Genomic DNA, 20,931 nt, shown 5'->3' with positions numbered 1-20,931 from the left:
ATCAAAATGACAAAAGTTGCAAGCCCGACGAGTCGCCAAACTTAAACCGGGCTTACGAGTACGAGACAAACCGTCTTAGCTTAAATTATACTTAATTTTAGCTTAAGACGCGCTTATGAACAAGGAGCAAAAAATGAGCGCAACACCCTTAAACCTACCCTCTGCCGGAGCTTGGAGCTGGCAAAAAGCCCTGCTTAAAAAATGTCGAAGCCCACTCGATGTTTTACAAAAATTTGAAACAATTATCGATCTGGCCGATGTCGATGTGCAAAAAATTTTGTTTACAACAAATTATGCGTGGATCGCAAAAAGTGATAACTATTATCAATTTTATCGCAACGCGTGCACGTCGATTTTGCAGAAAATCGAAAAAATAAAAAACGGAGCTTTTTTAAAGTGTAAAACGCCTCGGGACGCCTTAAAATGGCTAATCGCGCGGATCGCAAATGAGGTCAAAAATTTCTTTGATCGACGGGTCAAAAGTTCCGTCCAGGCGGATGCGGCATCGCCTCGAAACATCGATGATATCGATATTTGCTCAAAAAATAATTTTTTTGAGGAACTTAAAAAAATTGACAAAAAAGAGCTCATTTTTGGCTTAAAAAAAATGTGGAGCGAAGATTTTAAAATTGACGATATCGAGCATCTTTGTGCTCGATTTAAGATCGCAAAAAGTGCCATTTTTGGGGATTTTGAGGATCGAAAATTTATGAGAAAAAATGAAAAAAATCAACTTTTTTTCGAGTTTGCATAAATTAGGAGGCAAAGTTGAATTATATAGTAAATAGTTTTCAAGTTCCAAATTTTTTAGTTGATGAATTAATGCCAAAAATGAGTCCAAACGCTTTGAAATGCTACCTTTTAATAGTCAGGAAAACAATAGGATGGGCAAAGGAATACGATGCAATAAGTGCTAGTCAATTTTGTAAATTCACTGGAATTAAGAAAGACAATACAGTTTTTAAAGCACTAAAAGAGCTTGAAGAAATGGAACTGCTTGAAAGAATAAGCAAAATAGGACATCCAACTTTCTATAAAGTTGTAACTGTTTATAAAAAACAAGACTTTAAATTGGATAAAACAACCCACACCAAAAAAAGGGGTACCCCAAAAAAGGAGGCACCTACAAAAATTGGTGTACACAAAACACATATTAACTCTCTAAAGAGAGTTAATAGAGAAAAGGATGTACTCAAAACATCCTTTTCTGGTTATTTAGGGAGAGAGATAAAAGTGGCCAAAGATCTCTTAAAAATTGAAAAAATCTCTTCCCTAAAAAACCAAAAATTAGAAATTTTAACAACAAGTAAAAAGACAAATAAAAAATTGAAAGCAGAACTAAAAAAAGAAGATTTAGAAAGTTTACTGGAGGTTGCAAATGTTTAATATTCAAATTTCAAGCTTAAAAGAAATTGAAGAAGAGCAAACAGAGTATATTTGTGAGGACTGGCTTCCAGTTCCTAAAAAAACAGTATCAATGATTGTTGCAAATGGAGGAGTTGGTAAAAGTTGGATAATTATACAGTTAGCTCTAAGGCATCTAATTAAAAATCCAGATGAAAAAGTATTTGCTTGGTTAAGTGAAGATCCTAAAGGTTTATCAAAATTTCGAGCAAATTTAATATGTTCTAAAATTTTGGGCTTGGAGCGAGAAAAAATCGAGGAAAAATTATTTATAAGTGACTCTCCTACATTCCCAATTAATCTTAACAACATTCAAAAACTAAAAGAGCAGCTAAAAGATTTCAATCTAATCCTACTTGATCCCCTTATTGGCTTTTATGGAGGTGATGAAAACAGCAACGCAGATGCACGAATTTTTATGCAACATTTTACAAAATGGGCATCAGAAGAGAACAAAACAATTCTTTTTATACATCACGCAGCAAAAGGTAGTGGAAAAAGCCGTGGAGCATCGGCTCTAGTGGATGCTGTAAGACTTGTGTATCAAATTGAGAAAATAGACAAAAGTGATACAAAAAGAAAATTTACAATCGCAAAAGACAACTATGGAGTTAAAAACATATTGGATTGTACGGAATTTGAAAGGGTTGTTTTTCCAAAAAAGCCCATAAAAATAGTGTTTGAACCAGTTGAAAATATGAATATTAGTATGGATTTAAAGGAGGTGGGAGATGAGTGAATTAGTTGTTATACAAAAAATGGAACTTCAAGAAATTATTAAAAGTGCCGTATGTTCTGCTATTCAAGAATTGGAAAAAGAAAAAAAAGTGAAAGAAAAAATGAACATTAAAGAAGCAGCAGAATATCTTGGAATTTCAGTTCCAAATCTAAATCGTAAAAAAGATCAAGGAATTGTTATTTTTTCAAAAATTGATGGAAGAGTAGTGTTTTCAAAAAAAGATTTGGATGAATACGATAAAAAGTGTAAATCAACCGCTACCCAAACCGCTACCTTTAAAAAAGTAGGTTGAGTTGATTTTGTCAATAAAGTACCTATTTCAGGTGATGGTGCGGATGAAGAGACTCGAACTCCCATGCCTTGCGGCACCAGATCCTAAGTCTGGCGTGTCTACCAATTTCACCACATCCGCACACGACAATAATAAGTGGTACGCCCTGCACGATTCGAACGTGCGACCTACGCCTTAGAAGGGCGTTGCTCTATCCAGCTGAGCTAAGAGCGCCTCTGTGTTATTTCAAGGTGGTGCGCTCGACAGGAGTCGAACCTACAACCTACGGATCCGAAGTCCGTTGCTCTATCCAATTGAGCTACGAGCGCATAACTCGATGGGGTGAGTGATGGGAATCGAACCCACGACCCTCAGAACCACAACCTGATGCTCTAACCAACTGAGCTACACCCACCATGTCAAAATTAAAAATGGTCGGGGCGAAAGGATTCGAACCTTCGGCCCCCTGGTCCCAAACCAGGTGCGCTAACCAGACTGCGCTACGCCCCGACAACATAAAATATCATTTGATGTGCTATTTTAAGGGTGAAATTTTACCTCAATTTTACTGTTTTGTCAAGAAGAATTTCACTTTTTAGACAATATATCGACAATAACCTCAGGAAGAAGGTCATGTTCTAACTGGTGAATGCAATTTTCAAAGGATTCCAAGCTCATATCGGCTTTTTTTTCAAAGCATTTTTGAGCAATAATCTCACCTCCATCTAACTCTTCACTGACATAATGCACGCTGATACCTCCTACTTTCATAGCAGAGGCATAACTCTCTTCAATCGCATGACCGCCTTTAAATAATGGCAACAAAGAAGGATGCAAATTAATCGCTTTGATATTTTGAGTAAAATAAGGCGTTAGAAACCTCATAAACCCTGCCAATACACACAGTTCCGCACCGCTATTTTGTATCTCTTGTACCAACCTTCTATCAAAAGCTTCACGGTCGGGGAATTTTGTATGATCTAGCAATACCGGCTCAATCCCAAACTTTCGAGATTTTTCAATACCCAAGGCTCCTGGTTTATTGCATAGCGTCAAGACCACTTCAATCCTAAAGCCATCAAACTCTTTTTGATGCAATTTTTCAAGTAGATTTTCTAGATTACTTCCCGTGCCACTAAACAGTATGGCTATTTTTTTTACAAGCATTTGATTCCCTCACATAGGTCCAAAGGATTGAGTGCGTAATTGTTTGATTTGATATTATTTCCCGCTAATGCATGAGCTAACGACGCACTAATCGCCGCGTTTGTTGGACTATAATTTTGTGCGAGTAATGCCCCAATCATACCTGACAAGACATCGCCACTACCGCCTTTTGACAAGACATTGCTCCCTTGTGTATTAACATAAAGTATTCCATCATGAGCGATGATACTGTTAGCACCTTTGAGTAGTAACGTGATATTAGGAAATCGTGTTATAAAAGCACGAACATAATGAAATCTATTGCTTTGTATCTCATGGACATCGACATCTGCAACATCACAGATTTTCAAAAGTGAGGCAAACTCTTTGGGGTGTGGAGTTAGTACTAAGTTATCTTTTTGTTTTATCAAACGTTTGATTAAAGGTTTGTAAAAAAGATCCGCATCGATTACCATGGGACCTTCATAAGAGAGCAATAAAGATTCAATCTCATCATGAGACCCAAGCCCCATACCTACAACAAGAGCCGAAGTATTCTTAGGCAGTGAAGTCGTGCTCATGATATAAGGAGGAATGCTCGTCTTCGCGTGAGTCATCACGCTCACTAACCCTGAGCCAAAGTGCAATGCAGCGGTAGAAGCTAAGATAGCCGCACCCTCTTTTTCTCCCATCACCACACACGTGTGTCCAAAATTGCCTTTGTTGCTATTTTTTGATTCACGATAAGGCAATCTCATATCATCTGCGTCCAATAAATATGTCTTTGCACTTCCCTCATAAAGCATGCGTGAGATGCCAAGATTTGCTACGACAATCTCACCAATAAAGTCTTTGGCAAAGTCTTCAAAAAAAGCCAACTTATAAGCACCCATACTCACAGAAATATCCGCACGAAACACTTCAGCGCTGCAGATTGCATCACCCAAACCGCTCGGAATATCACACGATATTTTAACGCCATCTTTGGCATTGATATTTTTAAAAATCTCACACGCTTTTGCATCTAATGCTTTGCTAAGCCCCGAACCAAACAGAGCATCCACATAAACATCCGCTTCCAAAATATCATGAACAATCGCTCCACCAACAGCAAGAAATCGCTTCTCTTGCAGACGCGCCATCTTGGATTTGGCACCATAAGGCAGCACGACGCTGACGTCATAATCTGTATGCAACATCCTAGCCGCAGCCAATCCATCGCCACCGTTATTGCCCGGGCCACACAGAACCAACACACGTGCTCCTTCACTCGCACGCTGTTTCACTGCATCACACAATGCACTCGCAGCATGTTCCATGAGTATATCTTCACTCAAAGCGTAGGCTTCATAGCATTTTTGATCCAATGACGTGACTTCATCAAATATTTTTTTCATATTCTTACCTTTTCCTAAAGCTGAGTGCTTCTAAAAGATGCGTTCTCTCTATCGATTCTTTTTCATCTATATCTGCGATTGTTCGGCTGATTTTCAATACTTTACTCACACTTCTTTGGTTTAATCCATAGCGACCGATTGCCATATCTAGTGTCTCTTGTGCTGTGGCTGAGAGCGTGCAATAGCGTTTGATTTCTTGTTCATCCAAATGTGCGTTGAGACTGCGCTGCCCTCTATTTTTTTGAAATATAAAAGCACGTAACACCTTTTGAAACATCTCATGAGAACTCTCAGTCTCTTCTTTGGAAAATTCTTCATCCACTTGAATATACAAATCAATACGATCTAAAATGGGATCAGATATTCGCGATTTATACCGTGCCACTTCCAAATCAGAACACCGACATTCTCTCACTTTACTGAGCAAATTTCCGCACGGACAGGGATTTTGAGCGGCCGCAAATAAAAACTTGGTGTCATATTCTATTTTATTTTGAACGCGTGAAATCAATACTTTATGGTTTTCCAAAGGCTCGCGTAAACTCTCTAAAATTTGCTTTGAAAAATGCGGTAATTCATCAAAAAACAAAATCCCATTATGTGCCAATGCCGCTTCACCTGCCATCGCTTTGGCACTGCCTCCCCCAAAAATACTGGGTTTTGAAGAACTATGGTGGGGACTTCTAAAGGCACGTTTGGCGGAGAGATTATCATCTTCATAATTAATAGCATGATACGCTTGTGTCTCAAGTACCTCTTCTATCGTCACAGGCGGTAAAATATCACGCAACCTTTTGATACTCATACTCTTGCCACTGCCTGGACTTCCTTCGAGCAAGATATTGTGCATCCCAGCAGCACATATGACTAAGGCGCGCTTTAAAAATCGATGCCCGTGCACCTCTTTAAAATCAAGCACTTTGGGATTATCATAAAAATACTCTTTGCCCCCAATTGTTAATTTTTCATCAAAAAATTCACGGACTTTTATCGGAATATAGGGTGCTTCATATCGCTTTTGGGCAAAGAATTCCATCGCATCATGAAGCGTCTCTACACCATAAATTTTGAGCCCTTTGATTTGTGAGGCTTTCTCCATCATATCATGAGGCAGCAAGACATTGAGGGTTTCATATTGTCGGGCAAGGGATAATAATAAAGGGAAAATTGCCGAAGTGGATTTGACTTTGCCATCGAGTCCCAACTCTCCAAAAATAAAAAAATCTCGACACGAAATATCACTATTTTGAAAAGCAATCAACAGAGCAATCACCAAATCAAAATGACTGCCTTCTTTTTTGATATCAGAGGGGGAGAGATTGACCGTAATCTTTTGGGCGGGAAATTTAAATCCTATACTCAAAAGTGAAGATTTAATCCGGTCTTTTGATTCTTGGATGCTTTGATTGGCCATGCCGACGATTGAAAATCCGGGCAGTGCCCGGATAAAAGTAGATTCAACAAATATTTTTTTTGCTATGTTAAATTCAAGAGTGGCGCAAAATGCTTTTTTGACTTTTTTACTTGGCACGTTACTTGTCCACTTTAATTTTCTTTTTCCACTCTTTTTCAAATTTTTTACGTTTTAGGTACGAAAGTTTTTCTATAAATAAATGTCCTAAGAGATGATCCATCTCATGTTGCATCGCGATAGCCAAAAGTCCATCTAACTCCTGGACAATTTTTTCTCCAAAGCGATTATAGTATTCGACTTTTATTTTCTCAGCGCGTTTCACATCATCATAATAACCCGGTACACTCAAACACCCTTCTTGATAGACTTCTTCGCCTTCTTTATGGGTGATTTTTGGGTTAATGACTTCAATTAAGTCCTCTTTTTGCTGCATCCCTTCTTCATCAACAAGGTTGATAATCAAAATATTTTTAGCAATACCTATTTGAATAGCCGCAAGGCCAATACCTTCCTTGGCTATCATCGTTTCATACATATCATCTAAAAGTGTGTGCAATTGCGCATCAAATGCTGTCACATCTTTAGATTTTAATCTTAATCTTTTATCTGGATAAACCAATATCTCACGAATCATGTTTCACCTTGTCTTCATACGCTCCCACTAAATAAGGTTGCAAATTTTTGCCCGTCTCTGGCATCGCTTCAAGAGCAGAGACAATATGCTCTTCTGCACTCATATCGGCAATAACAGGCATAATAGCCAACTCTATGTCCACATCCAACTCTTTTGAATCCATGAAAAAGCTCGAACGGTCAATCAGCTCACCAATGCGCTCGCATGCTTTTTTTGCATTGGCAAGATCAGTATGGCGCATTATAATAGAAAAAACACCCTCGCCATAGTACGAGATAATATCGCTTCGTCGTGACGTCTTCAAAATCAATTTTGCGATATTTTTTTGGAACAATTCACGTTCTTTTTGATTTGCAATTTTTTCTAGCACAGATTCTTTGACTCGCGTTAGCACGATGGAGCTGTGATGCTTGTACTCTTTGACTGAACTAATCTCTTTATTCAACGCGAGTAAAAAATAGTTCCTGTTAAAAACTTCATATTTGGGATCAAAGATTGCCTTGTCTTCTACTTCTTTTATAATCTCTACCGTTTTATCATAATGTTTTTTGAGATTGTACATCTGTTTTTCGGTGACATTTGACAACTTATCAAGATCAGCATTTAATGCGCTCATGATATTTTGCAACATAAATTTATCGACATCGACATTAATCTCGGTCACTCTTTTCTTGATAATTTTATCCATGACACTTAAATTTTTATAGATAACAGAAGCAATTTTCGCAATACTTTTAATCTCCGAAAAGCCATCTTTGATTTTACTCTCTAAATCGATTCGAGATTCATCCAATATCACTTCATCTGTCTCGATATACTCGATTGCTCTTTTTTTAAACGCCGCAGGTTTATTCTCTAGCAATTTTTCAAAATATATCTTAAAATTCGCCGGAGTCGGAAGCAAATTCTCATCACTGATTGTTTTTAAAACAAAAAGAGAAAATTTTTCCAACTCACTGTTAGCATTTTGTGCCTTTGATGTTTCAGCATTTAACATAGCCCTACCTTTTTACCCATTGTAAAACAATATCACGACCTTACTTAAAGCTTTTTTCTAAAACTTTGTCAATCAGTCCATATTCCATAGATTCTTTTGCACTCATGAAAAAATCACGCTCGGTATCTTTGATTATCTTTGATATTTTTTGACCGCTGTTTTTTGCAAGAATTTCATTGAGTGTTTGTTTTAATCTCATAATCTCTTTGGCTTGAATCTCAATATCCGTTGCCTGTCCTTGTGCACCACCAAGTGGTTGATGTATCATGATACGAGAATTGGGGAGGGCATAACGTTTGCCCTGAGCACCACAACTGAGTAAAAATGCTCCCATAGAAGCCGCCTGACCAATACAAATCGTACTGATATCAGGTCGGATATAATTCATCGTATCATAAATACTAAATCCACTGGTAATCACACCACCGGGAGAGTTAATATACAAATAAATATCTTTTTCAGGATCTTCTGCTTCCAAAAACAAAAGTTGTGCGACAATCGAAGAGGCCACCGCATCATTGATTTCACCACTTAGCATGATGATTCTATCTTTTAACAATCGTGAATAGATATCGTAACTTCGCTCTCCTCTACCTGTTTTTTCAACGACTACGGGAACATAGCTCATTATTTCGCCTCTGTTTTTGCTGCTGTTTTTTTATTGTTTGTAAAAATCTTATTAAACAGTCTATCTTCGACGATTGCCATCTTCACAGCCGGAAGAAGTCCTTGTTTTTGATAATACTCGAGGTATTTTTGTGGTTCTTGTCCTTGTTGCATGGCTTCAAAATAAATCATTTGTGTGACTTCTTGGTCGCTTACGTTAATCTCTTCACGTTTTGCCAACTCATCCACAACAAAAGTTAATTTGACACTATTTCTAGCTTCATCTGCAAATTCGCCTCTTTTTTCTTCGATTTTACTTGGATTTTCTGAGTATTCTTTGATTTCATCTTCGCTAAGACTAGAGAAGACATTTCTCACTTGTAAATCAATCTCTTGATCCACAATATTTTCAGGAATATCAAATTCAAATTTTTCTAAAACAGCATCGATGAATTTTGGTCGAATCTCTTCACTGAACAATTTGTGTAATTTTTCATTTTTCAATTGATCTTTCACTTGTGCTTCAAGCATTTCTTTTGTTGGGTTTTCTTCACCTGGAAGCAATTTTTTGAGATCTTCTTCACTTGGAGTTGGTTTAATATCTTTCACTTGCATTTCGTGAAGTTTTACTTTGAATACCGCTGGTTTTCCGGCCAAATCTTCTTTGTAATTATCAGGAAACGTCACATTGATATCTTTTTCTTCACCCAATTTCATACCGATTAATTCCCCTTCAAATCCCGGGATAAAAGAACCACTGCCGATTTCAAGTAGATATTTTTCAGCTTTACCGCCTTCAAAAGCTACCCCATCAACAAAACCTTCGAAATCAATCAAGGCAAAATCGCCACTTTGCAATGGTCGCTCTTCTTCGACTTTTTTCATGCCGGCGATTGAACTCATCATCTCTACAATTCTTTGATCAATCTCTTTTTGTGTCACTCTTGGAGATTTATACTCAGGGACCAATTCTTCATAACCATCAAGTTTAATGACTGGTCTAAAAGAGACTTTTACCTCAACATCAATGCCATCATCGGTTTTATCAAATTTTGATATAATTGGTTCACCAACCACCATATCTGCTTGTGCGTCTAATTCTTTTAAGCCTTTGTCAAACAACTCTTTTAAAGCTTCTTGTTCTGCATCTTGTTTAATTTGTTCACCATGTCTTGATTTCACAACATTTACCGGTACTTTACCTTGTCTAAAACCATCCACTTTCATAGTTTTAGCAGCTTTTGCTGCAATCTTGTCTTCTTTCGAAGCTAATAGAGTATTAGATATCTTCGCATCTATTTGTGCGTTTGCACTATTAATTCTTTTAGCATTGATTTGCATATATTCCCTTTTAAAATAAAAATTTTTATTAATATAGCAAATTTTAACTTTATGTATTATATAAGAAACGTTCAACCGAGATTCTTTAACTCTCAAAAAGCTAAAAAAGGGTACAATATCTCAAATTAGAATAGGATTTTTTATGGAAAAAGAACAAGAATTTGAAAGTTTGGTCAAACGAATGCTAACACTTTTGGGCGAAGATACCGACCGAGAGGGTTTAATTAAAACACCCAAAAGGGTACAAAAAGCTTTTGAGTTTATGACCCAAGGATACGGACAAGATCCTAAAAAAGTCTTGAATGATGCCCTTTTTCAAAGCGACAACAGTCAAATGGTACTGATTAAAGATATCGAGTTTTATTCATTATGCGAACATCACCTCTTGCCGATAATCGGACGCGCTCATGTAGCCTATATTCCCAACGGCAAAGTCGTGGGGTTATCAAAAATACCTCGAATGGTAGATATTTTTGCCCGAAGATTACAAATCCAAGAACAACTCACCGAACAAATCGCCAATGCCATCAATGAAGTCATTGCGCCCCAAGGAGTGGGAGTTGTGATACAAGCACGTCATATGTGTATGGAGATGCGCGGTGTTGAAAAGACACATTCAAACACGACCACCTCATCGCTCAAGGGAATTTTCTTGAAATCAAATACTCGAAAAGAGTTTTTTGATATCATCAATGCCCCACAAGCAACAAGATTCTAATGCCACTGCACAAACTCAAACAACGCCTTGCCAATGAGGGACTCTCCCCTCTTTTTGGTACGATTAAAAAAATTAGCTCTTCGACAATCGAGGCTGAGGGGCTCAATCCGAGTATTGGAGATATTGTCAAAATTGTCTCCAACGACAAAAGTGAGCTTGGTATGGTGACAGAACTCAATCAACGCTCTTTTTTTGTTGCACCTTTTGGGTTTGTCGAGGGCTTTAAAATCGGGGACAAGATATTTATCAGTGAACAAGGCATGATGATCTCTGTGGGCGATCATCTACTCGGAAGAGTTGTTGATCCCTTTATGAAGCCAAAAGATGGCAAAGGCGAGATTGAAGATTGCACCACGACACCAATCATGAAACCGCCACTTGATGCCATGAAACGTGGCTTAATCAGCGAGCCATTTTTTGTGGGAGTGAAAACAATCGATGGATTACTCACCTGCGGAAAAGGTCAGAAACTAGGTATTTTCGCAGGCAGTGGTGTCGGAAAATCTACCTTGATGGGGATGATTGTCAAAGGCTCTAGCGCGACCATCAAAGTCGTCGCACTCATCGGAGAGCGGGGCAGAGAAGTACCTGAATTTATCCAAAAAAATCTTGGTGGGGATTTAAGCAATACCGTCATCATCGTCGCCACAAGCGATGACTCTCCTTTGATGCGAAAATATGGAGCTTTTTGTGCGATGAGTGTCGCAGAATATTTCAAAGACCAAGGACATGATGTCCTTTTTATCATGGATTCCATCACACGATTTGCCATGGCCCAAAGAGAGATTGGACTCGCGCTGGGAGAACCTCCGACTTCAAAAGGGTATCCCCCTTCTGTATTGACCCTCTTACCCCAATTGATGGAGCGAGCAGGAAAAGAAGATGGCAAGGGATCGATTACCGCATTTTTCACAGTTTTAGTAGAAGGTGATGATCTGAGTGACCCTATTGCTGATCAATCTAGAAGTATTCTTGATGGGCATATTGTACTGAGTCGGGAACTCACAGATTATGGTATCTTCCCACCCATCAATATCCAAACCAGTGCTTCCAGAGTGATGGGAGATGTCATCAGCGAAGAGCATAAAAAATATGCGATGGAATTCAAAAAACTCAGTTCCATACTAAAAGAGAATGAAGTATTGGTGCGAATCGGAGCCTATGAAAAAGGTAACGACAGAGAACTCGATCTTGCGATTCAGAAAAAAGAACAGATGAATGAATTTTTACTTCAACAACCTAATGAAATTATAAATTTTGAAGAGACTCAAAAGATGCTCAAAGAAATAATCACCTAGTAACCCCGCCTTGTTGTCACACTTTAATGAAATTTTAACATTTAAAATAATAATATTCAGAAACAAAAATTAGGATAAAAACTATCCTAATTTTCAGAACTTGGGGGAAGGAATGAGAGTATATTTAGATAATAATGCGACTACGATAGTAGACCCGCATGTATATGAAGAGATGGTACCATATTTTTGTCAAATGTATGGCAATCCAAATTCACTTCATAATTTTGGAAGCGAAACACATCCAGCGCTTAGACGTGCTATGGATAGACTATATGCAGGGATTCAAGCCAATGACGATGATGATATTGTCGTAACATCATGTGCCACAGAGAGTATTAATTGGGTGCTTAAAGGCGTCTATTATGATTATATATTGAATCAAGACAAAAATCACATCATTACATCCGAAGTAGAACATCCTGCCGTGATTGCCGCATGCAAGTTTTTGGAGGGCTTAGGTGTCGATGTGACCTATCTACCTGTCAATGCTTCTGGTGTTATTGAGCTTGAAGATTTAGAAAAAAGCATCACCGATAAAACCGCATTGGTGAATATCATGTGGGCCAACAATGAAACCGGTATGGTGTTTCCAATCGAAGAAATCGGCAAGATTTGTAAAAAGCATGAGATTCTTTTTCACTCTGATGCCACACAAGCCATTGGAAAAGTTCCGGTCAACGTCCAAACAGCGGGGGTTGATTTTCTCAGTTTTTCAGCCCATAAATTTCACGGACCCAAAGGAGTCGGCGGACTGTATATCAAACAAGGCAGAACATTAACAAGCCTCTTACACGGAGGAGAACAAATGGGTGGTCGCCGAAGTGGAACACTAAATGTACCCGGCCTTGTAGGTATGGGTAAAGCCATGGAATTGGCCGTAGAAAATTTGGATTTTGAAAAAAACAGTGTCAAAAAGCTAAGAAATAAACTCGAAGATGCGCTGTTGCAAATTCCTGATACTTTTGTCGTCGGTACCAAAGAAGAGCGTACCCCAAATACTATCTTGATTAGTATCAAAGGCATTGAAGGCGAAGCCATGCTATGGGATTTAAACAAAGCAGGAATTGCTGCGAGTACGGGAAGTGCCTGTGCGAGTGAAACGCTTGAATCCAATCCTGTCATGGAAGCCATCGGCGCAGAAGCTGATTTGGCACATACGGCACTTCGCTTGTCGTTATCACGATTTACAACAGAAGAAGAGATCGACTACACAATCGAAGTCATCAATACAGCCGTAGCGAGACTCCGTGCGATTTCAAGTACATTTTCATATGCGCCATCTTGGCATCATAGTACATTATAAAAGGAAAAAATTATGGGGAAAAATAGCCTAATAGGTGGCTCTATCTGGGAAGAATATAGCCAGAAAGTACAAGATTTAATGAACAATCCACAAAATATGGGTGAAATCACAGAAGAACAAGCCAAAGCTATGAATGCCAAACTCATCGTAGCAGATTTTGGAGCAGAGAGCTGTGGTGATGCGGTCAGATTGTATTGGGCGGTTGATGAAAGTAATGACAAAATCGTCGATGCGAAATTTAAAAGTTTTGGTTGCGGTACTGCGATTGCGAGTTCTGATACCATGGCGGAACTCTGCATTGGTAAAACGGTCGATGAGGCTGTAAAAATCACCAATATCGATGTCGAAAAAGCGATGCGGGATACAGCAGATACCCCAGCGGTTCCGCCTCAAAAAATGCATTGTTCTGTTATGGCCTATGATGTTATCAAAGCCGCAGCTGCTTCTTACAAAGGTGTCGATGCCGCCAGTTTTGAAGACCAAATCATCGTCTGTGAATGTGCTCGCGTCAGTCTTGGTACGATCAAAGAGGTCATTAAGCTCAATGATCTGAAAACAGTTGAAGAGATTACCGCATTTACGAAAGCGGGAGCATTTTGTAAATCGTGTATCAAACCAGGCGGTCATGAAGAACGTGACTTTTATCTGGTGGATATTCTCAAAGAGACCCGTGCAGAGATGGATCATGATGCACTAGCAGCTTTAGCGACGGCCAAAGCACATAACAGTGAGAACGTAGCCTTTGAAGAGATGACTATCGTACAAAAGCTCAAAGATGTCGAAGCTGTCATTGATGAAAATATTCGCGAAATGCTACTCATGGATGGCGGCAATCTAGAAATCGTTGATTTAAGAGAAACCGACGAGGGCTTTACTGATATTTTTATCCGATATTTAGGGGCTTGTAGTGGTTGTGCCAGTAGTGCAACGGGAACGCTTTATGCGATAGAAGAAGTATTAAAAGAGAAACTCAGCACTAAAATTCGTGTGTTTCCAATCTAAACCCACCCATGAAAGCCTGTCTCATAATAGGCTTTCATCTTCTCCTTTCTAGCGCGTATATAGATATAAGGCAAAGGGAATATAGACTAAAGAAATCAGTGTGGAGATGAGTACGGCTACTGACATTTTTTCTGGTTTGACATCCAGCAGTGTCGCAATCGTCACGGTATTACCCGCTAAGGGCACAATTGAAAACAAGAACATAATCATATAAAAACCATCATTTAAAAAATGCCAGTAATGCTTATCTAAAAAAATATAACCCAATATGATGCCCGGCCATAATAAAAATTTGATACTCAGTGCGATGGAGATAAATTTGAAATCAATCAGCTTATTGCGGTGTACATGCTCCATCCCCATACCTAATAGCATCATCCCAAAAATCGAATACGCACCCTTGAGATAGGTCGCATAAGAGGCAAAGACTTCTGGAAGTTTGAGGCCCAAGAGATTGAAAATAATCCCCAAAATAAAAGCATAGATGACGGGTAAACGTAACACTTTTTTGATGCTCTCCCGAGCAGAAAAATCCCCTTTTGCCGTGATATAATATCCCACTGAGTTTTGATACAAAATCGATGCCAGCACGGTGAAAATAAACACATGCACCAAATGAGGCTCTAAGAATAAAATAGCCAGAGGAATTCCAATATTACCGGTATTTCCCGTCGCAGTACTGAAGGCTAAAAGGTTGGCCGTATTATCATGCCAGATCTTTTTAAAAATATACAAAAGTGAAAAAGCCAAAATCGTACTCAGCAGAAAGAAAAAGAGCGGTAAAAAAAGCACAGAAGCATCCAGTTTGACACTCAATGTAGCATTAAACACAATCAAAGGCGCCAAGAGATAGAGCAATATCTTGGCAATCGTATCTTTATGACATTTGAACACCAACGTGCTCAATAAGCCCAAAACAATACTAAAATAGAGTGGGACGATTTTGCCCAAAAGTGTTAAAAATATCGTCATGATGTTCGCTTTACTATAAAATAATCTATCATGATAGTATAGCGCATTATTTGTCTCTAAAAGGGCAAGTGAAACAGATTTCGTATGCCATCGATAAACATTTGTACCGCCATCATCAATAGTAACATCCCCATCAATTTTTCTAAGGCATTGAGCCCTTTGCGCCTTAAGATTTTATACAAAAAAGGCGAGACATACAAAATACAAGAAGAGATAAACCACGCCAATAGCACCGCTAAGAGGAGTTTAGAACTTGACATCGCCGCATGAGTCTTGGTCATCAACAACAATGTCGCAAGCGCTGATGGCCCTGCAATCATCGGGATCGCAATCGGTACGACAAAGGGTTCTTCATTGGCCCCAAAGAGGGTGCTGTTGCCATTATCTCCTGGAAAAATCATTTTTAAGGCAATAACAAAAAAGATGATAGCCCCGGCGATGGTCACAGCGGCGGTTTCAAGATGGAAAATACTCAAAAAAGATTTTCCAAAAAAGAAGAAGAAGAGTAAAACCACCAAGCCAAAAAGGCTCTCCCTCATGATAATGATTTTTTTCCTTTTTTCATCGACATTTTTTAGAATACTAAGCAACAAAGGGACGTTGCCAAAAGGGTCGAGTATAAACATGAATAAAATCGCGGTCGAGAGAATAGAAGAGTTTTCAACCATAAAATTAGAGCTCCTTTGTCTCATCATCAAAACAGATATTTTTACCCAGGTACCATCTTGCTATCTCTCTATTGGTATATGACATCTCGCGTTGCGAAGGAGGCAGGGATACCAACCGCATCTTGGAAATCAGCACACTCATCGCTAACGTCCCAAAAAGAAATGCCGCAATAGCAAATAAAAAATCATAATAGTACCCAATAACCAAAGCACATAACAGCGGAGTATAGGTCATAAAATAATACAGAAGATAAAGAAGTACCCGACATTTTTTACCTTTGATAATCGGAGTAGGCTCTATAAATTCAGGTACCAATTCTTCCATACTTATTTCAAATTGATAAAACGAAGTGGGATTTCCATATCCTTGGCTTTTATGGCTTGGATGGCTTCTTGTAAATCATCGATGGATTTTCCCACAACACGAACTTCTTCGCCCCGAATAGAGACCTGTACTTTGAGTTTTAATGCTTTGATTTCTTTGACAATTTTCTTGGCCTCATCAGAAGAAATAGTATCATTAATGCTAACGGTTAGCTTTGTATTGCCCCCACCGACACTCTCTCGTCTGGCTTCTTTGAGTGCTTTTGGAGAAATGCCGCGTTTGATGGCCTTAGAGATGAGGATATCAAACATCGCCTCAGCCTTGTTATCTGTCGTCGTTAGCAAGGTGATTGTTTTCGCATCTTCATGATAATCAACGTCTGCCTTCAGTCCTCTAAAATCGTAGCGATTGACAATCTCTTTCTTTGCTTGTTCAATCGCATTTTTTAACTCTTGCTTATCGATTTCTGCTGATATATCAAAACTATGCTCTTTTGCCATGGTTCTCTCCTAAAAAATTTTCTATGTTTTTGGCTACCATTTTAATTAAAGTAGCGCGCGCTTCTTTACTCGCCCACGCCGTATGTGGCGCAAATCTAATATGGTCTTGCTTGCGAATATGAAGGAGGGGATTATCCTCTTCTATCGGTTCGGTTTTCACCACATCCAATCCTGCAAAAATATCACGCGTATCGATTACTTCGGCGAGGTCTTGCTCATTGATGATGCCGCCACGTCCCATATTTAAGATAATAGCACCCTCTTTCATCTTCAAAAGTTCTGCTTTTTGGATGAGATTTTCTGTTTGTGGATTCAGCGGTGCATGAATCGAAATAACATCACTACTTGTAAGCAACCCGTTTAAGTCAACAGAGGGATAGTCACTATCATGATTTTTTCCAGACGTCGAATAATACTGCACATGAGCACCAAAAGCGCTAGCGATTTTGGCGACTTCTTTGCCGATATTCCCCAAACCAATAATACCCCATACCTTTCCTTTGATCTCAAAAAATTCACGATCAAAATTAGTAAAAATTTCACTCTTAGACCATGCTTTTGATTTCACATACGCATCATAATAAGCGCTGTTTCCGATAATAGAAAGTGCCATCGTAAAGGTTGCTTGAGCCACAGAGGCAGTCGAATATCCAGCGACATTTTTAACGACGATATGATGCTCTTTGGCATACTCTAAATCGACATTATTAGTACCGGTAGCGGTGATACAGATCAGCTTGAGATTGGGGCATTGCGCCATCACCTCTTTATCGATTACGACTTTATTAGTCAATACAATCTCACTGTCACCAATATGCTCAATTCGCTCTTCTAAACGTGTTGATTCGTATATTTTCATCACGCCAAAACGATCAAAAATACTCAAATCAACCCGACCTAATGTCGCGCGATCTAACAAAGATAAAGTCATCATCTCTCCTGCATTCATTTTAGCTCCAACTCAACATATCTTTGAGTTGCATATTTTTTTTGATTTTTTTAATAAATATTTTGCCGTTGCTGTATTTCACACTGTCATCAAGACCGACTTTTTTACTAATCTCTTCTTTGATGACCTTCTTCTCTTTTTTGGAATAGCCTTTATTTTTGAGATAATCTCGCAAATCTTGCCAATTATCATAAGAATCTAGTATTTCATCTGCATCGTTTTTATCTTTATCTACTTCTATTTCAATCGTATCAATATCTTCTTCCACTTTGTCATTGGTGGCATTTTCATAGACTGGCTCTTTTTTTTCTAGTGCCGGTCGTGAGGCAAGAGCCAAAATACTTTTGAGCTGTTCATCTCGCTGTTTATAGATTTGTTCCATTTTAGCCGTTGACTCGATAAGCAACTCTTCCTTTTCTTTCGTCAATCTGTCTTTATCGGCTTCTAGATTTTTCACTTTTTCTTTTAATTCTTGCAATTCATCTTTCAACAGTTGAATGTACGCATCATTGACCATGTTATTGATTTTTTTTGTTCGTGAAGTCTTTTTGATATCTTCGGTTAAAATAACATACTTGACGCCATTTTCTATGACAGAGTCTAAGGAACCTCTTCTAATTCTATTATATATTGCCTCTTTGCTCACGCCTAAAAGTTCTGCAGTTTCTATAACAGTTAGTTTTTTTTCCATAGCCCTTCCTTATGAATCTCTAATAAGAAGTATTATACGGTTTTTTGCTAAATGTTAGTTAAAAGATGAAAACGTGATGAAGTTTGTTAGTGAAGATAGGACTGAGGAGTTATCCTCAGCCACTATAGTGTTTTAGAGTTTGGATTCATAGCGTCGAAGCATATAAAGTCTCTTAAGCATTTTTTTACGAGCGCTAATTTTTTGTTTTTTACGCTTTTCAGTCGCAGTTTCGAAAAATCTTCTTGCTCTCGTTTCTGTAACTACTAAGTTACGGTCAATTTGCTTTTTAAATTTTCTATAGGCTTCTTCAAATGAATCGTTTGGGTGAACTTTAATCCCAGGCATACTCTACCACCACCTCTCTTTAAAATTTGGAGGTCTATTATAGCAGAAATTATTGAAAAAGACCTTTGACGCAATATATATCTCTTTCTTGACTTTTTACGCCAATAACAGTATACTTCGTGTGACAAAAAGGTGACAAACATGAATATTGTATTATTGCAAGCAAAATATGACAAAGTTGACGTAATCTCACAGCAAAAACATATCTTCAGATATGCGCATCAAAATAATTTAAATATTGATTCTACTGAAATTGATTCATTTGATATCAATGAGGATCTCTCGTCACGAAATGAATTAAAAGGTTTTTTAAGATCATTGGACGTCGGAGACAATATTTTAATCTATAGTTTATCTACTTTCTCGTACAATGTCGAAGAGTTAGTAAAGATATTTAATTGTCTGTTTGAGCGTTCTATCAGTGCTCATGTCACAAGTCTTGATCTTAAAATAACACGAGATACTCCAATCGGTATGATTTTTGGTTTGTTATTAAAAGAACAAGAAAAAAACTCTTTTAGCCATAAAACTTCTACGCACGGAAGACCAAAAGGTAGGATGTCAAAATCAAAATTTGATGTACATCGGCTGAAAATTATCGAGCTTCTTGAAAAGAAACATTCAGTCAATGAAATATCAAAAATCTTGGGAATCAGTAGAAGTTCACTAAAAGACTACATAAACTCACGAGGGCTTAAGGACCTAGTAGAGACTAGGAAAACCCTATTAGGGGAAAAAGATTTTGTAAAAAATAAAAAAATTTTTTCGAAATGTAAGATTATAAAAAAGTAAGGAACAACCATGGCGTGCGATATTAATTCACAATCACCCATCTACAGAAAGAAAAGGTATCTATCCTTTGCAATTATCACGGTTATTGCATTGGTATTACCTTTTATCAGAATCAATGGCAATCATCTATTTTTGCTGAACTTTGATCAAAAGAAGTTAAATCTATTATTTACCTCTTTTGATATGCAAGAACTCTACTTGATGCCATTTTTATTGATTATGCTATTTTTGAGCATCTTTTTTATGACAACCCTCGGGGGTCGTGTTTGGTGTGGATGGTCGTGTCCACAAACGATATTTCGAACGATATATAGAGATTTGATTCAGACAAAACTCTTAAAACTTAGACGTTCAATCAGCAACAAACAAAAAGATCCCAAAGAGGGACAATACATCAAAAAAACCGCAGCCCTATTGATATGGTCACTTTTAGCCTTAATCGCAGCGGCTGATTTTATCTGGTATTTTATTCCACCTGAAACCTTTTTTGTTTATATACAAGACCCTGTCAACCATCCTGTTTTATATGGTTTTCTTGCTAGTGTCACATTGTTTTTGATTTATGATGTTGTGATGTTGAAAGAAAACTTCTGTATCTATATCTGTCCTTATGCCAGAGTACAGTCCGTAATGTTTGATGAAGATACGATACAGCCTGTGTATAGTGAAAAACGTGGGGGTCAAATCTATGACGAACACGGTGTCAAATTGTGGAGCAAACCTCCAGGAGAAGCGGATGAGTGTACGGGATGTGAAGCCTGTGTACGCGTCTGTCCTACGCATATCGATATCAGAAAAGGGATGCAATTAGAGTGTATCAACTGTCTTGAGTGTGCCGATGCTTGTGTCCCGGTCATGGAGAAATTTGGCAAACCTTCACTCATCTCATGGATCAGTGCGAATGCAGAAGAAAAAGGTATCAAAACAAAATATATCCGATTCCGAACCGTCGCTTATGGTATCGCTCTCACCATCGCTTTTGTTGGTTTGATGCTGATGGGAAGCACCAAAGAGCATATGTTGTTAAATATCAATCGAACCAGTGAGCTTTATAAGATTGTGGATCACGGAAAAGTGGTAGAAAATGTTTATACCTTTTTATTCCAAAATACCGATTCCAAAGATCACAAATACTATTTTGATGTTGAAAATCCTGATATAACAGTACAAAGACCAAAAGAAGCCTTCTTGTTAAAAGCAGGTAAGAAAATCAAAAAAGTGGTTATTTTGCAAACAACCAAAGAATTGGTAAAAACTGATGCAAAAGATACCCCGATTACTATCAAGGTCAGAGCTTATGCACAAGATGACCCTAAAAAGATTACCGTATTCCGAGAAACGGTCTTCTTCTTCCCTAAAATTAGCGTGCTGGAGCAACACAGACATTAGCTAATATTAAGTGAAAATGATATATAATAT

24 protein-coding genes and 5 tRNA genes are annotated in these 20,931 nt (G+C 38.1%); 10 read left to right on the top strand and 19 right to left on the bottom strand.

From position 1 onward, the window contains the following. The first annotated feature begins 133 nt into the window (after positions 1-133). The 4 genes from SFB89_RS00550 to SFB89_RS00535 are packed head-to-tail and all read left to right on the top strand — an operon-like array spanning position 134 to position 2,435. Positions 134-754 (top strand): hypothetical protein, encoded by a 621-nt coding sequence (locus tag SFB89_RS00550; protein ID WP_331775004.1) that lies wholly within the window; start codon positions 134-136, stop codon positions 752-754. 14 nt (positions 755-768) lie between these two features. After that, complete coding sequence (locus SFB89_RS00545) at positions 769-1,386, top strand: replication protein (RefSeq protein ID WP_331775003.1); 618 nt, start codon at positions 769-771, stop codon at positions 1,384-1,386. Next, entirely contained in the window at positions 1,379-2,143 is a 765-nt protein-coding gene (locus SFB89_RS00540; RefSeq protein ID WP_331775002.1) for an AAA family ATPase, read from the top strand. The genes SFB89_RS00545 and SFB89_RS00540 overlap by 8 nt, the downstream gene beginning before the upstream one ends. Next, positions 2,136-2,435, top strand: coding sequence for a helix-turn-helix domain-containing protein (locus SFB89_RS00535; protein ID WP_331775001.1), 300 nt, complete (start codon positions 2,136-2,138; stop codon positions 2,433-2,435). The genes SFB89_RS00540 and SFB89_RS00535 overlap by 8 nt, the downstream gene beginning before the upstream one ends. Before the next feature lie 35 nt (positions 2,436-2,470). Here the strand turns inward: SFB89_RS00535 and SFB89_RS00530 are convergent. The 12 genes from SFB89_RS00530 to tig all read right to left on the bottom strand — a co-directional run bounded on the left by SFB89_RS00530 (position 2,471) and on the right by tig (position 9,949). After that, a tRNA-Leu gene (locus SFB89_RS00530) sits at positions 2,471-2,555 on the bottom strand. Positions 2,556-2,571: 16 nt separating this feature from the next. Continuing rightward, a tRNA-Arg gene (locus SFB89_RS00525) sits at positions 2,572-2,648 on the bottom strand. A gap of 18 nt (positions 2,649-2,666) precedes the next feature. Beyond that, positions 2,667-2,743, bottom strand: a tRNA-Arg gene (locus SFB89_RS00520). A 9-nt stretch (positions 2,744-2,752) separates the two neighbouring features. Beyond that, positions 2,753-2,829 (bottom strand) — tRNA-His (locus tag SFB89_RS00515). A 17-nt stretch (positions 2,830-2,846) separates the two neighbouring features. Next, positions 2,847-2,924, bottom strand: a tRNA-Pro gene (locus SFB89_RS00510). Between the two features lie 78 nt (positions 2,925-3,002). Beyond that, entirely contained in the window at positions 3,003-3,581 is a 579-nt protein-coding gene (gene purN, locus SFB89_RS00505; protein WP_331775000.1) for a phosphoribosylglycinamide formyltransferase, read from the bottom strand. After that, a complete protein-coding gene (locus SFB89_RS00500; protein WP_331774999.1) occupies positions 3,572-4,957 on the bottom strand; it encodes an NAD(P)H-hydrate dehydratase in 1,386 nt (461 codons plus the stop codon). Before SFB89_RS00500 ends, purN begins: the two co-directional genes overlap by 10 nt. Before the next feature lie 4 nt (positions 4,958-4,961). After that, on the bottom strand, positions 4,962-6,437 hold the full coding sequence (locus tag SFB89_RS00495; RefSeq protein WP_331776026.1) for a YifB family Mg chelatase-like AAA ATPase: 1,476 nt from the start codon (positions 6,435-6,437) through the stop codon (positions 4,962-4,964). Between the two features lie 52 nt (positions 6,438-6,489). Next, entirely contained in the window at positions 6,490-7,005 is a 516-nt protein-coding gene (def, locus tag SFB89_RS00490; RefSeq protein ID WP_331774998.1) for a peptide deformylase, read from the bottom strand. Then, positions 6,995-8,002, bottom strand: coding sequence for a GGDEF domain-containing protein (locus SFB89_RS00485; protein ID WP_331774997.1), 1,008 nt, complete (start codon positions 8,000-8,002; stop codon positions 6,995-6,997). Before SFB89_RS00485 ends, def begins: the two co-directional genes overlap by 11 nt. Before the next feature lie 40 nt (positions 8,003-8,042). Beyond that, complete coding sequence (gene clpP, locus SFB89_RS00480) at positions 8,043-8,630, bottom strand: ATP-dependent Clp endopeptidase proteolytic subunit ClpP (protein WP_331774996.1); 588 nt, start codon at positions 8,628-8,630, stop codon at positions 8,043-8,045. Next, positions 8,630-9,949 (bottom strand): trigger factor, encoded by a 1,320-nt coding sequence (tig, locus tag SFB89_RS00475; protein WP_331774995.1) that lies wholly within the window; start codon positions 9,947-9,949, stop codon positions 8,630-8,632. Before tig ends, clpP begins: the two co-directional genes overlap by 1 nt. Before the next feature lie 142 nt (positions 9,950-10,091). Between tig and folE the strand changes: the two genes are divergently transcribed. The 4 genes from folE (at position 10,092) to SFB89_RS00455 (ending at position 14,270) form a co-directional block, all read left to right on the top strand. After that, positions 10,092-10,667, top strand: a complete 576-nt coding sequence (gene folE / locus SFB89_RS00470; RefSeq protein ID WP_331774994.1) for a GTP cyclohydrolase I FolE — start codon at positions 10,092-10,094, stop codon at positions 10,665-10,667. Next, positions 10,667-11,965 carry a flagellar protein export ATPase FliI gene (gene fliI, locus SFB89_RS00465; protein ID WP_331774993.1) on the top strand — a complete coding sequence of 433 codons (1,299 nt, stop codon included), beginning with the start codon at positions 10,667-10,669 and terminating at the stop codon, positions 11,963-11,965. Before folE ends, fliI begins: the two co-directional genes overlap by 1 nt. Positions 11,966-12,077: 112 nt before the next feature. Then, on the top strand, positions 12,078-13,268 hold the full coding sequence (locus tag SFB89_RS00460; RefSeq protein WP_331774992.1) for a NifS family cysteine desulfurase: 1,191 nt from the start codon (positions 12,078-12,080) through the stop codon (positions 13,266-13,268). Positions 13,269-13,280: 12 nt separating this feature from the next. After that, entirely contained in the window at positions 13,281-14,270 is a 990-nt protein-coding gene (locus tag SFB89_RS00455) for an iron-sulfur cluster assembly scaffold protein (RefSeq protein WP_331774991.1), read from the top strand. Positions 14,271-14,318: 48 nt separating this feature from the next. On the opposite strand, the gene SFB89_RS00450 is transcribed toward SFB89_RS00455, so the two are convergent. The 7 genes from SFB89_RS00450 to rpsU all read right to left on the bottom strand — a co-directional run bounded on the left by SFB89_RS00450 (position 14,319) and on the right by rpsU (position 18,720). Continuing rightward, positions 14,319-15,242: an AEC family transporter gene (locus tag SFB89_RS00450; protein ID WP_331774990.1), complete on the bottom strand. Its 924-nt coding sequence runs from the start codon at positions 15,240-15,242 to the stop codon at positions 14,319-14,321. 56 nt (positions 15,243-15,298) lie between these two features. Beyond that, positions 15,299-15,910, bottom strand: coding sequence for a MarC family protein (locus tag SFB89_RS00445; RefSeq protein WP_331774989.1), 612 nt, complete (start codon positions 15,908-15,910; stop codon positions 15,299-15,301). A gap of 4 nt (positions 15,911-15,914) precedes the next feature. After that, positions 15,915-16,235, bottom strand: a complete 321-nt coding sequence (locus tag SFB89_RS00440) for a hypothetical protein (RefSeq protein ID WP_331774988.1) — start codon at positions 16,233-16,235, stop codon at positions 15,915-15,917. Between the two features lie 2 nt (positions 16,236-16,237). After that, a complete protein-coding gene (locus tag SFB89_RS00435) occupies positions 16,238-16,735 on the bottom strand; it encodes a YajQ family cyclic di-GMP-binding protein (RefSeq protein ID WP_331774987.1) in 498 nt (165 codons plus the stop codon). Then, entirely contained in the window at positions 16,719-17,666 is a 948-nt protein-coding gene (locus SFB89_RS00430; protein WP_331776025.1) for a D-2-hydroxyacid dehydrogenase, read from the bottom strand. Before SFB89_RS00430 ends, SFB89_RS00435 begins: the two co-directional genes overlap by 17 nt. A gap of 19 nt (positions 17,667-17,685) precedes the next feature. Then, entirely contained in the window at positions 17,686-18,375 is a 690-nt protein-coding gene (locus SFB89_RS00425) for a helix-turn-helix domain-containing protein (RefSeq protein ID WP_331774986.1), read from the bottom strand. A 132-nt stretch (positions 18,376-18,507) separates the two neighbouring features. Continuing rightward, positions 18,508-18,720, bottom strand: a complete 213-nt coding sequence (gene rpsU, locus SFB89_RS00420) for a 30S ribosomal protein S21 (protein WP_331774985.1) — start codon at positions 18,718-18,720, stop codon at positions 18,508-18,510. Positions 18,721-18,861: 141 nt separating this feature from the next. On the opposite strand from rpsU, the gene SFB89_RS00415 reads away from it, so the two are divergent. Both SFB89_RS00415 and ccoG read left to right on the top strand, forming a co-directional pair. After that, positions 18,862-19,512, top strand: coding sequence for a helix-turn-helix domain-containing protein (locus tag SFB89_RS00415; protein ID WP_331774984.1), 651 nt, complete (start codon positions 18,862-18,864; stop codon positions 19,510-19,512). A 9-nt stretch (positions 19,513-19,521) separates the two neighbouring features. After that, entirely contained in the window at positions 19,522-20,901 is a 1,380-nt protein-coding gene (gene ccoG, locus SFB89_RS00410) for a cytochrome c oxidase accessory protein CcoG (protein WP_331774983.1), read from the top strand. The last annotated feature ends 30 nt before the right edge of the window (positions 20,902-20,931 follow it).

The sequence above is a fragment of the Sulfurospirillum sp. 1612 genome (genome assembly GCF_036556685.1).
In the GTDB taxonomy this organism is placed as follows: Bacteria; Campylobacterota; Campylobacteria; order Campylobacterales; family Sulfurospirillaceae; genus JAADIZ01.
This window is presented reverse-complemented; position numbering and strand designations above follow the sequence as displayed.